Origin of the sequence: Wolbachia endosymbiont (group A) of Oxytorus armatus (assembly GCF_964027005.1) — a bacterium.
Lineage (GTDB): Bacteria > Pseudomonadota > Alphaproteobacteria > Rickettsiales > Anaplasmataceae > Wolbachia > Wolbachia pipientis.
The window spans coordinates 864820-877469 of the sequence record NZ_OZ034719.1; the positions used below are offsets into that span (position 1 = coordinate 864820).

A 12650-nucleotide genomic window follows, 5' to 3' on the forward strand; every position below is an offset into this window, starting at 1 on the left:
GTGTTAAATAAACCATACGCGTCAAGTTAAGGAAAAGTGTAAGTAAAGTTGATAGAGTGAAGGAAAATAATAAGGTATAAATTCTCTTGGATATATGAATGAGAGAACTTACAATGGACAGAATAGCTTGCTTATCAAAAGACCTCAATGAATTCTTTAATGAAAAAGCAGACGAAATATCAATTGCAGTAGGTTTTATAAAAAGAAAGAGAAAACTTAATGGCTCATCATTCATAAAAGCTATGGTTTTTGGTAACATAGGAGTTGATGATTGCAGCATAGAAACAATGTGCCAATTGCTAAATGAAGACTCGATAGAAATTACAAAACAGGGTTTAGATTTTAGGTTTAGTGAAGAAGCAGTTGAGTTCATGAAAAAAATGTATAACGAAGCTTTGTGTTTATTTAAAAAAAGTCTACAGATTGATTGCAAAATTTTACAGCAATTTGGAAGCGTTAAATTATTGGATAGCAGCTACATTAGCCTGCCCAGTAGCATGGAAGATATGTACAAAGGATATGGCAGTAGCTATAGAGATTGTGAGAATAATACCAAATCAGGAATAAAGCTACAGTTAGTCTTTGATTACCTGAATCAAGCGCTAGATAAGTTAAATTTTATGGAAGGAATAAGGTCGGATCAAGGTTATAGGGATTATCTGAACGGTTTATCAGCCAATGATTTGCTAATATTTGACTTGGGCTACTTTGTGCCTAGTTCTTTTAAACAGATTGATGAAGCAGGTGCATATTTTGTTAGTCGTTATAAGTCTGATACCAATATATATGATATAGAAACAAATCAAAAAATAGAGCTATTGGAGTATTTAGAAGGTCAATTATCTTCAGAAAAAGAAGTATTATTAGGAAAGGAAGTAAAAATTAAGGTAAGAATTATATGTCAAAAACTAACTGAAGAACAGTCTATGGCTAGAAGAAGAAAGGCTAATAAATTAGCAAAGTCACATGGATATACATCTTCTCAAAAGAATCAAAAGTTATTAGATTGGTCAATATTTATAACTAATGTTCCAGAGAGTAAAATTAATGCTGAACAAATATTGACGGTTTATAGAGTAAGATGGCAAATCGAATTACTATTTAAACTATATAAAAGTCATATCAATCTTAATAAACTAAAAGGAAAGACAAATCCATTTAGAGTATTGTGCGAGCTATACGCAAAATTATGTGCTATTCTCGTATTTCACGAAATGATTGGCTGTGTAAAACTAAAAAAGAACACGGAGCTCAGTTTAACAAAGGCATTTATTGAATTGAAAAGGCGGGTTAGAGAGCTCTTTTTGATATTAAACAATATTGTCAATAATTTAAAAATTTTTCTAAAAAAGCTTACTATAATCTGGTCAAAGTTTTCTTTGAAAGACAGATATAGGAAGACCAGGGTATCTACTTTAAGCTCTCTACATTCCTTAACTTGACGCGTATGGTTTATTTAACACTCCCCCACTGGACATTAGGTTTGGGACAAAAGGCTGAATAATGGGAGCTGTGTGAGTCGAGAGGGTGCGCCGTGGTACGCATTAAGAAATACTTAGCGGAGCTAAGCGGGGTTCAGAATAAATGGCCTCGAGGTGAACAACTAACTTTAACCCGAAAGGGAAGGAGGACAAGAGCATGTATGTAAAGCGAGAGTTATCTGAAGATGTGTAAGGTAACGGCTTGCAACACCTGATCAATATGGTTAAAGCTAAACTGCTTGAATTCTAATCTTCAGGGGTGGGATTTCACATCCATGAGTATCACATTTAAAACCCCATGTCTACAGTAAGCACAAATTAAACTTTCGTTTGTGTGACATTCTGGCTGTAGAACGATAAGTAGTGAACTTATTTAAGAGCGTCGAACAAGAAAAAAATCTTGTTAAACCGGAAAGAAACTATTTCTTCACTTCCATAGCAATTTTTATATATAATTTATCAAGAAGTACTTCTGCAGTTATAACCGACTGATCAATGGTGCTTAAGTGCCCGTTTAGGAGCGTGGTTTTGGAGGAACGGTTAAACCACTGATGGAGTCTATTATGACTACCTCGATTAGAAGATTGTATAATCTAACCGTCCCAAGCTTAAGTGCTTCTCCATTATAAGTTATAGTAGGATAATTACCATGATAAAGGCAAAAAGTAAACTAGAAATAGTGAATCCTGATACAGCAGGAATTGATATCGGCTCAGCTGTACATTATGTATGTGTACCTGAAGGAAGAGATGAACAACGTGTCAAAAAATTTGGATGCTTTACAGTTGATCTTCATAACTTAGCAGGGTGGTTAAAGAAATGTAAAGTTAGAACAGTAGCTATGGAATCAACAGGAGTATATTGGATTCCTTTGTTTCAAATACTTGAGTCATATGGATTTGAGGTAAAATTGGTAAATGCACGATATATTAAGAACGTGCCTGGTAGAAAATCCGACGTTCAAGACTGTCAATGGTTACAACAATTACACAGCTATGGATTACTCCATGGGTCGTTTAGACCTGATGATCAAATGTGTGTGTTGCGTAATTACGTTAGGCAACGTAGCAACCTGATTGAAAGTGCATCCACACATATTCTACGTATGCAAAAAGCGTTAATTCAAATGAACGTTCAATTACACAAAGTCATAAGTGATATTACTGGAGTGACCGGTATGCAAATTATCAAAGCAATAATTGAAGGTGAAAGGAATCCTGAAAAATTATCAGAATTGAGAGATGTACGGATAAGAAATGATAGATCTACCATGGCAAAAGCGCTAAAAGGCGACTACAGAAAGGAACTCTTATTTGTGTTAAAGCAAGAATTTGAATTGTATAATATTTATCAGGAAAAAATAGCAGAATGCGACAAAAGCATCGAACAATATTACAAAACATTTGAAACAAAATCTGACGAGAATAAGCGATGCAGCAAAATAAAGAATAGGTTTTCAAAAAACAGACCAGACTTTCCTTTACACGAAGAACTGTATAGAGTAACCGGTATTGATTTTACTAAAGTTCCTGGGCTTGATGTGCTAACTATACAAACAATTATCTCAGAAGTTGGTTTGAACCACGATAAATGGCCATCAGAGAAGCACTTTACTTCTTGGTTGGGGCTAAGTCCTGCTAATAAAGTTACAGGGGAAAAAGTATTTGGGACGAGAACTCGCAAAGTTATTGCTCGTGCTGCAAATGCTTTTAGGATGGCTGCCCAGTGTGTGTCAAGAAGCAACAGTGGGATTGGTGCATATTGCAGAAGGTTAAAAAAACGACTAGGAGCACCGAAAGCGATTACCGCTACGGCTAGGAAATTGGCGTGCATTTTTTATAGTATGCTAAAGTATGGACAGGAATATGTAGAGAAGGGCATTGATTACTATGAAAAGTTATATAAGGAAAAAATAGTGAAGACTCTAAGCAAGAAAGCTAGTGAATTTGGTTGTGTCTTGATTAAAAAAGAGCTACTAGCAGAAAGAGTTTCTTAGAAGATTAGCCTCTCACACCCAAAATAGGTATTTTTGAAGTTTTTTATAGCTACTAAATTCATGAATTCATTTGCCGGGGTTTTTAGGCGCTTTATGATGGGGATATAAAAAGATGTACAAAAGGACGTCTAAGATGCGTAGTAGCATTCTAGGATCATCTATGAAGGTAGTTTTTTGCCAACTCTTGAAATTCAGCTAAATTTACCACTTTAATAGACCTCAGCATAAAAGAGTTGAATATTTCTTCAGAATTGTGTATAATTATTAATGCTTTTTAGGTATTCTTGCTATGGCTCTTTCTAAGTTTCTCAATCCAAAATTAGACTTAACCTTCAAAAAGGTCTTTGGTACCGAAAGAAATAAAAACATTCTTATTCACTTCCTCAATGATATCTTAGGATTTACCGGGATAGATACTATACAAGAAGTTGAGTTTCTTAGCACCTATATGGATCCTGAAGTCGCCTCTGATAAACAAAGCATTGTTGACGTCCTTTGCAAGGATTCTAGTGGGTTCAGATACGTGATTGAGATGCAGCTCGCTCGTGATAGAGGCTTTGAGAAACGCGCTCAGCTATATGCTGCTAAAGCTTATTCAAGGCAGGTTGGAAAAGGTGGCGAGTACATCGATTTAAAAACAGTATTCTTTATTGCTATTTCCGATAATACGCTATTTCCTGAGGAGGTTGAGTATATTTCCACTCATAATATACGAGATATAAAAACCAACGGACATTACTTAAAAGATTTTCAGTTTGTCTTTATTGAGTTGCCTAAATTCGCAAAAAACAAAGTAGAGCAGCTAGAAAGTACAATAGAGCGCTGGTGCTTTTTTTTCAAGTATGCAGAAGATACTACAGATGAAGACCTAAAAGATATTGCAGAAAAATCGCCAATAATAAAGCTAGCATACGATGAGTTAGACAAGTTTCGCTGGAATGAGAAAGATCTGATAGCGTACGAAGAAAGGATAATGGATCTGCGGAAAGAAGAAGGCATCCAAATCGGGCATGAAAAGGGCAGGGAGAAAGGGAAAGATGAAGGCAGAAAAGAAGAAAAAATTGAAGTCGCAAAAAACCTACTTAAGGCTGGTGTTTCCATTGATATCACCTCCCAAATAACCGGCCTTCCTCAATATGCTCTTTTATGAAAAAATATTTTACTCTTTTTGACTGGCCAGGGCTTTTTTTAAAATGTCTCTTTCTCTTGTTACTTTTGCTAACTCTTTCTGTAAATCAAATCTCTCTTTGTCATAAGGTGCTACATCTGGAAATGCATTTGCCGCTGACTTTTTTTCGTTATATTTCTTCATCCATTTTCCTAATACACTATCCCTTATTCCTAGATCTCTTGCTACTTTTGCAACTGGTTGACCTACCTTTCTTTGTTCATTTGCCAGCTTAACAGCTTCCAATTTGAATTCTGCCGTATATTCTCTTACCATTTCTAATCCTCCAAAATTTTATTTTACCCGAAAAAACTCCTTTCTTTCTCTCCACTTTTTCTGGGTAAGGTCAAGAAGCCTATTGTCTAATTATGTACCTAAATTTTATTACGGCACTTTCACTACTACTTTAACGAGTGAGCTACCTTTCTATAAAAGACCTATCGACTGTTGCAATTATAGGCGTAAACAAGAATGATAAAAGAGTACGAGATTGAGTAACTATGTACACTTCTGCTGGCATACCAGGGTATAGGTATACGTTTTTAAACTGAGCAAGCTCTGGTTTTGGTATCACTACACGTACTGAATAATAACGCCCTAGCCTTGGATCATCAAGGGCATCGGGAGAAATATTGCTTACTATACCATTAATTAAACTTAAACGACGTGCACTGTAAGCACTTAAACGAACTTTAACCTTTAGCCCTTCTAGCCCATCAATAGAGACTATGTTGCTATCTTTCTTTTGTGCTGACAGTATCTCTTCTATGTTTCTGGTCTGAATTTTAGCATCTATTATTAGGTCATCATCCGATGGCACTACGCTCATGATCGGAACTCCAGATTGTATAACACCACCTTCAGTATGGTATCTTATATCTGTGACTATCCCATCTTGAGGCGATTTAATTATTGTACGTGCTAATGAATCTTCAGCAACCATCAGTCTCTCTTTCAAGTCTGCAATAGACGTACTAACTTCCTTAAGTTCAGCGTTTGCTCTTTCTTGAGAATCATTTCTCACGTTTATAATTTCTAATTCGTTCTCTCCAATTTTTTGCTGCACTTGAGATATTGCAGAACGGTAATGTCCAACTCTGCCTTCAATTTCAGCAAACTGCTTTTCTAAAGCTAAAATGTGTGGTTTGCTTATATGGCCACTATCAAGTAATTGTCTTTTTGTTTCCAACTCCTCAGTTATCAAGTCATATTGCTTATGAGCTGCATTTAGTTGAAAGTTTAGCCCCGCTAATTCATCATTTAACTGCTTTATACGTTGTTGCAGTATGTCTGTTTTTCCCAATATGCTCTTTCTCTGAGAGTTGAACAACTTTACTTGATTCTTTATCACTTTATTTACAAGTTCATCGTGAGATAATTTTTTAACCTCATCAGGAAACTCGAGCGTGTCCAAATCTACTCTGATTGCAAGAAGCCTTGCTTCTGTTGCTAAAAATGATAAGAGCTTCTCTTTGATGATACTTAAATTCGCCTTCTCGTTAACATCACTCAACAAAACTAGAGGCTCATCTTTTTTAACTGCTTGACCCTCTTTTACTAAAATTTTGCTTATTATTCCTCCGCCCAAGTGTTGAACTATTTTTCTATTTGAAGATACAATAACTTCTCCACCTGCATGCACCGCACCGTCAATTGGAGCTATAGCCGACCAAATACCACCTATCCCAAAAAAGATGAGTATTACTACCAGACCAAAAAATAGTGGTCCCCATGTTACTTTCAGGACTTCATTTACGTTATTACTTTCGCGTTTTAAAATAAAATTTATCACTGCATCAATCAATGCAAACGTCTTATCCAAAAATTTTGGGTACTTCTTCTTTTTATTTTTTGCTCCTTGCATATTTATATTATCACCATGGCCAATCAAGCCTGTCAAAGAAAATCCAGCGCTAAGCTTTTTTAACTTACTTATCATAATACTACTGTGAATTTGTGTTAACTCAAGATAACACACAAAAACAAAGAATCTATAATTTAAGCATTCCATTTAGACTGTAGAGCACCAGAATAAACTATTTAGTAACAATTCCTGCATCAACTATGTTTTTAAAATTTTTTGACGTTTAACTTTATTATAACTTTTTCTTTATTTTGTGAATATCTGAGTTACTTATATTATGTAAGAAATCTATTGCCAACTAGTCAATATTCTGTTAGGAATTAAGATAATATAAAGTTATTATGCTTAAATTGGAAAGCAGAAAGTTCCTGATTACTGGCGCATCAAGCGGAATAGGGCAAGCAATTGTAAAAATTATGCACAAAGCCGGAGCAACTTTATGTATTTCTGGCACAAAAAAAGAAGTGCTCGAAGAAGTTGCTAAACAATATGAAAAAAACATGCATGTACTCCCTTGTGATTTATCAAATGCTGAGGAAGTAAATCAACTAATAAATAGAGCAAGTGAGCTGATGGAAGGCTTTGACGGGCTCGTATGCAATGCGGGTATTACGCGAGACAGTTTATTATTGAGAATGACAGATGAAGCATGGCAAAAAGTAATTGATATTAACTTGAGCTCTACATTTAAGCTGAGTAGAGAAGCATGCAGAAAACTAATTAAGAATAATTGGGGAAGAATTATAAATATTTCCTCAATAATAGGGCTGACAGGAAACGCCGGGCAAGCAAATTATGCGGCGTCTAAAGCTGGAATAATAGCTATGAGCAAATCCATAGCAAAAGAAGTTGCAAGTCGTAATATAACAGTAAATTGTATTGCTCCTGGGTTTATAGATACTAAAATGACTGAAGTTTTAAATGAAGGACAAAAGGGAAAAATATTAGATAATATTCCAATGAAAAGAATGGGAAAAGGGGAAGAAATAGCAGCAGGGGTCTTGTTTTTAGCAAGTGATGAAGCAAAATATATAACAGGGCATGTGCTCAATATTAATGGTGGGTTATTTATGTAGCAACACTTATGTATCGACAAATTATAATTTTTACTTTAAAATAAAAAATGTGTAGGTTTAGGTTAATTTATTACTTAGAGGCAAAAAAATGAGCTCTATAATGGAATTTTTTAGTGTTTTTTGCGTAGTATTGCTTTTCTCTTTCTCAGGTTATGCAGCTGACCCTGATATGGATGACACAACTAAAGTAATATGCAATATTATTGGTTATGTTTGGGGGATAGGCGGTCCACTTATGACGGTAGTAATAATTGGTGCAGCTTTGCTTGCAATATTTGGCAGGATGCCGTGGCCAGCCCTCTTTGCTCTTGGCATGTTCTGTGGTGTATTTTTTGGCGCTAAAACTATCATAACGAAAATTATGCCCAACGTAAGCGATGAAGCAAAAACTATGTTGGAAAAGTGTGGACAAAAATAATCCAAAAAGTGCAGAAATGCTTTTTTGTTACCCATTAAATTGCTTCATATCTTCAATTTGCAACAAGTAAGGGCTATTCTTTGGTAGAGTTTTAACAGCTAACTCAGCGTATTTCATAAATTGCTTTGAATTACCTTCAATACAAGCCTTTTTTGTCAAAGCAAAATAATGCATTGCCGTATCAGCGTCACATTTATATGCAATGCTTAAATATTTCCAGACAAAAGCGTTATTTGGTTCTACATTCAAAATCTGCTCCAGGTAAAAAATCGCCTTTTTTGCATCACCGTGTAATAATAAAGTATGAGATAATGCAAGTTTCACTAAATAACTGTTTTTCTCAGATAAATACCTAAGCGATTCTTCATACATTTTTATTGCTTCACTTAAGTTTCCAGCTTTGTATAGCATTTCTGCTTTTAATTCATATAGGTATGGGTCATTGCGTGACTCTTGAATCAATGAATTCATTTTAGCAATAGCCTCTTCTATCTTTCCTTGCCTATAGCAAACTATAGCATTTACATACTCAGAATTATTTTCATATTTATTAGATAACACATGAATAGGAGCAAAGAAAGAGTCTAGCTTTGCAACCACACGCTCAAACTTTAGTAACTTATCAGCAAAAATTGGTTTTACGTTGTTTTTGACCTTATAATTTTGTACAGCAAATATGCGTTTCTCACTAAGTGGGTGAGTGCGGAAATATTCCTCGGTGTTCTCATGCTCAATACTTTTAAAATAATCAAAAATCTCTTTCATACCTGAATTATCATAGCTAGATTCATCAAGGTACCTTAAAGCATAGCTATCTGCTACACTTTCTTGCTCTTGAGAATAGTTAAAAAATAGCCTTGAACTGAATGCTACACCACTAAGCAAAATTGCACCAGCAACCTGAGGGTTAATGATAATACTAGAAACTAATCCTACCATATAACTAATCATTGCTATCGATTGAAAATAACCCATAGCACTACTCATCTGCAATATATGACCAGCAGATATGTGAGCAATCTCGTGTGCTAATATACCAAGCAAGACATAAGGTTTAGCCGAATATCGTAAAAGCCCTAAATGAATGAAGATACTATTATTGTTAATTACAAAAGCATTAATCGAATTGTCATTAATTATAAAAACTTTTATTTGCTCATGATCAACATCCGCAGCAGAAAATAAAGGTTGCGCTAGCTCTTTCACTATTGCTTCCACTTCACTATCTCTAATAATGTTAATAGAGTAGGCATTATTATAATATGCAAAAAAGAACAATAAGGTCAAAAACTTAGCAATTCTAAACATGAAAATTCTGTGCTTGTATAATTTATAGGAATTCTATATTTTAACACTTAAATTATACAAATTTATAAACGCTAGTTTAATTTTTTAACGTAACTGATAAGTTTGTCGATGGTAGTTAACTTAATTTTATGTTGTTCAGCAAATTTAAGCAACTGAGGTAAGCGCATCATAGAGCCATCATCATTCACTAATTCACACCCTACAGCTGCATGATTAAGACCAACCAACTTTGCTATTTCAACACTTGCTTCAGTGTGACCATTGCGTGCTAAAACCCCGCCTTTATTTGCAATAATAGGGAAAACATGCCCTGGAGTAATAATATCGTCCTTAGTACTCTTTTCATCAATGGCAGTAAGTATCGTATGCGTTCTATCATGAGCAGAAACACCTGTTGTAATGCCATAACGCGCATCAATTGACGTAGTAAATGCAGTATGAGGAGTAAGCTTTTCATCTACATTGCTCTTCCTCATAAACTCAAGATTTAGTTTACTCATATGAAGCTTTGTCATAGCTAAAAATACAATACCAGTACCGTATCTAACCATAAAAGCCATATGTTCTGGTTTTACTTTTTCAGCTAAGACAACCAAATCACCTTCATTCTCTCTACTTTCATCATCAACTAAAATGAATAATTTACCGGAACGAGCATCCTCTAATACATCTTCCACAGAAGAAATACCTGGTAGACTCATTGAAGCATAAGTGGCCTGTACCATAATAATTTACTTAAATTCAATCTTAACTATTTTATACAATTTCTCTCCATTTGGCACTGTCACTTCCACATATTCACCGACTTTTTTGCCGATTAAGGCACTCCCAAGTGGTGAACTAGTAGATATTAACTGCTTTGAAACATCAGCTTCATATTCGCCTACAACCTTATAAACATATTCCACTTCACCGTTATTATCACTTAACATGCTTAATGTCACAGTTGCACCAAACATTACTGAATCACCAGACAAATTTTTTACTTCTATTACTTCCGCATGTGAGAGCTTACTTTCTATCTCCATTATACGGCCTTCAATAAAACCTAACCTTTCCCGTGCTGCATGATACTCTGCGTTTTCAGACAAATCACCTTGATCACGAGCATCAGAAATAGCCTGTATCACAGAAGGTTTTTCTTCCTTTAATTTTTCAAGTTCGGCTTGCATATTCTCAAAACCTTCCCTCGTCATAGGAAATTTATTAATAATGGATGAAGCCATAATCACCACCTAAACGCAATTAAATTGAGTAACGAAATTACTCACAATGTTAAAAATATCACCTTTTATATCATCACTCATGTCATTTGACAACTTTTTTAAAACCCCAGGGTGTACAGTATGAAAATAATTAATAAGATCATGTTCAAATTTATTAATGTAACTTATTTGTATTTTACTTAACTGATTATATAGGTTAGAAAAAATATACATCAGCACTACTTGCTCTTCTATTGACATAGGTAAATGTTGTTTTTGCTTTAATAACTCGACAAGATATTTACCCTTATTCAAGGATAATTGAACACTAGCATCAAGATCAGAACCAAATTTTGCAAAATCTTCTAATTCTCTATACTGAGCTAAGCTTAGCTTTATAGAACCAGCAACTTTCTTCACAGACTTTAGTTGTGCAGCAGAACCAACCCGTGAAACTGACAAACCTATATTTACTGCAGGTCGAAATCCTTTATAAAATAATTCAGACTCAAGAAAGATCTGCCCATCGGTAATTGAAATAACATTTGTTGGCACATATGCAGATACATCACCAGCTTGAGTTTCGACAATTGGCAAAGCAGTTAAAGAACCCTGCCCTTTTTTATCAGACATTTTAGCAGCTCTTTCAAGCAAGCGAGAATGTACATAGAATATATCTCCAGGGTAAGCTTCACGACCAGGAGGACGTCTGAGCAATAAAGACATCTGCCTATATGCCACAGCATGCTTAGATAAATCATCATATATAATCAAACAATGCATTCCATTGTCACGGAAAAATTCCCCAATAGTGCAACCAGCATAAGGTGCTAAAAATTGCATAGGCGCGCAGTCAGATGCACTAGCCACAACTACAGTTGTATACTCTAATGCTCCGCTTTCTTTCAGCTTATTTACCACTTTTGCTACTGTTGAAATTTTTTGCCCAATAGCAACATAAACACAGTAAACTTTTTGATTTTCGTTTACCTCATCGTTAATCTTCTTCTGATTGATAATAGTATCAAGCGCAATAGTAGTTTTACCAATTTGTCTATCACCAATAATTAATTCACGCTGCCCTCTACCTATTGGAATTAGCAAATCTATAATTTTAATTCCTGTTTGCAGTGGCTCATGCACAGACTTACGATCAATAATGCCTGGCGCTTTAGATTCTATATCCATTCTGTTTTTGGCTCTAATTTCCCCACCGTCGTCCATAGGATGGCCCAACGCATTTACAACTCTCCCTAACAATTCATGCCCTACAGGCACCTGCACAACATCACCACTACATTTTACAACGTCCCCTTCTTTCACATCACGGTCATTACCAAGCACAACTATTCCAGCCGTATCATGATCTAAATCGAGAACTATTCCTTCTACACCACTTGCAAAAAATACCTTTTCACCGAATTTTGCTTTTTCCAGCCCATAAACCAATGCGATACCATCTGTTACTGAAATTACTTCACCTATATTTTCCCGCTTTATAGGATTATCAAACGTCTCAACCTTTTCTCTTATTATACTTGCTATCTCAGAAACATTCATACTGTTCTTCATACAAAATTCCTTACTTTTAATATTTCCATTTTACTTAAGTCAACTAACCTATCCAAGTAACTTTTTAGCGAAGCATCGATCAAATTAAAACCATACCTAACTACGAAGCCACCTAGTATAGAAGGGTCAACCACATTGCTTACTTTTATTATTTTACCAAGAAAGCTCAAAGATTCAGTAATTATTTTTATATCAGATTCCTTTAAAGTTTCTGCTGACTTTATAGTAATTTCGAATTCATTTTCATTTTCTCTTGCAAGACTTAAGAATTTTTCTAATATAAGGATCAATAAACTAGAGCGTTTATTTGCAAATATAACCATAATAAATTTTACTAAATTCTCACTCAAGTGCTCATTTATAGAAAGCATCACTTCTTTTTTGTGTGCAAAAGAAATCATAGGATGAGATAGGTACACAAAAACATCACGTTGATCCTTAAAAAAAGCCAACAAAAATTCTACTTCTTTCCTTATAATACCTAACCTGCTTCCTGAGACATGAAATAGCACTCTAGCGTAAGATGAAACTAAATTATTGTATTGGGTCTTTTTCATATTAA

Annotated in this window: 12 protein-coding genes; 5 read left to right on the forward strand and 7 right to left on the reverse strand. The window is 34.9% G+C overall.

What is annotated here, in order from left to right; translation table 11 throughout:
• Positions 1-113 precede the first annotated feature (113 nt).
• The 3 genes from AAGD79_RS04245 (at position 114) to AAGD79_RS04255 (ending at position 4627) form a co-directional block, all read left to right on the forward strand.
• Positions 114-1442 (forward strand): IS4-like element ISWosp9 family transposase, encoded by a 1329-nt coding sequence (locus AAGD79_RS04245; RefSeq protein WP_341811172.1) that lies wholly within the window; start codon positions 114-116, stop codon positions 1440-1442.
• Between the two features lie 688 nt (positions 1443-2130).
• The gene (locus AAGD79_RS04250) at positions 2131-3477 is read left to right on the forward strand and encodes an IS110 family transposase (RefSeq protein WP_341811129.1); all 1347 of its coding nucleotides are present in this window, start codon (positions 2131-2133) and stop codon (positions 3475-3477) included.
• Between the two features lie 289 nt (positions 3478-3766).
• The gene (locus AAGD79_RS04255; RefSeq protein WP_341811173.1) at positions 3767-4627 is read left to right on the forward strand and encodes an Rpn family recombination-promoting nuclease/putative transposase; all 861 of its coding nucleotides are present in this window, start codon (positions 3767-3769) and stop codon (positions 4625-4627) included.
• A 9-nt stretch (positions 4628-4636) separates the two neighbouring features.
• Here the strand turns inward: AAGD79_RS04255 and AAGD79_RS04260 are convergent, their stop codons facing one another.
• Together AAGD79_RS04260 and AAGD79_RS04265 are read right to left on the reverse strand one after the other, a co-directional pair.
• Positions 4637-4921 carry a transposase gene (locus AAGD79_RS04260; protein ID WP_041573518.1) on the reverse strand — a complete coding sequence of 95 codons (285 nt, stop codon included), beginning with the start codon at positions 4919-4921 and terminating at the stop codon, positions 4637-4639.
• A 142-nt stretch (positions 4922-5063) separates the two neighbouring features.
• Positions 5064-6584, reverse strand: a complete 1521-nt coding sequence (locus AAGD79_RS04265) for an HlyD family type I secretion periplasmic adaptor subunit (protein ID WP_341811175.1) — start codon at positions 6582-6584, stop codon at positions 5064-5066.
• 266 nt (positions 6585-6850) lie between these two features.
• Between AAGD79_RS04265 and fabG the strand changes: the two genes are divergently transcribed.
• Both fabG and AAGD79_RS04275 read left to right on the forward strand, forming a co-directional pair.
• Positions 6851-7585 (forward strand): 3-oxoacyl-[acyl-carrier-protein] reductase, encoded by a 735-nt coding sequence (gene fabG / locus AAGD79_RS04270; RefSeq protein ID WP_341811176.1) that lies wholly within the window; start codon positions 6851-6853, stop codon positions 7583-7585.
• A gap of 88 nt (positions 7586-7673) precedes the next feature.
• The gene (locus tag AAGD79_RS04275; RefSeq protein ID WP_155968336.1) at positions 7674-8003 is read left to right on the forward strand and encodes a TrbC/VirB2 family protein; all 330 of its coding nucleotides are present in this window, start codon (positions 7674-7676) and stop codon (positions 8001-8003) included.
• A 27-nt stretch (positions 8004-8030) separates the two neighbouring features.
• On the opposite strand, the gene AAGD79_RS04280 is transcribed toward AAGD79_RS04275, so the two are convergent.
• The 5 genes from AAGD79_RS04280 to atpH all read right to left on the reverse strand — a co-directional run bounded on the left by AAGD79_RS04280 (position 8031) and on the right by atpH (position 12645).
• Complete coding sequence (locus AAGD79_RS04280) at positions 8031-9311, reverse strand: M48 family metalloprotease (protein ID WP_341811177.1); 1281 nt, start codon at positions 9309-9311, stop codon at positions 8031-8033.
• 71 nt (positions 9312-9382) lie between these two features.
• Positions 9383-10036, reverse strand: coding sequence for a 3,4-dihydroxy-2-butanone-4-phosphate synthase (ribB, locus tag AAGD79_RS04285; RefSeq protein WP_265043045.1), 654 nt, complete (start codon positions 10034-10036; stop codon positions 9383-9385).
• Positions 10037-10042: 6 nt separating this feature from the next.
• Complete coding sequence (gene greA, locus AAGD79_RS04290) at positions 10043-10537, reverse strand: transcription elongation factor GreA (protein ID WP_007549342.1); 495 nt, start codon at positions 10535-10537, stop codon at positions 10043-10045.
• A gap of 9 nt (positions 10538-10546) precedes the next feature.
• Positions 10547-12088, reverse strand: a complete 1542-nt coding sequence (gene atpA / locus AAGD79_RS04295) for a F0F1 ATP synthase subunit alpha (RefSeq protein ID WP_012673176.1) — start codon at positions 12086-12088, stop codon at positions 10547-10549.
• Entirely contained in the window at positions 12085-12645 is a 561-nt protein-coding gene (gene atpH / locus AAGD79_RS04300; protein WP_010962742.1) for an ATP synthase F1 subunit delta, read from the reverse strand. The genes atpA and atpH overlap by 4 nt, the downstream gene beginning before the upstream one ends.
• Positions 12646-12650 lie beyond the last annotated feature (5 nt).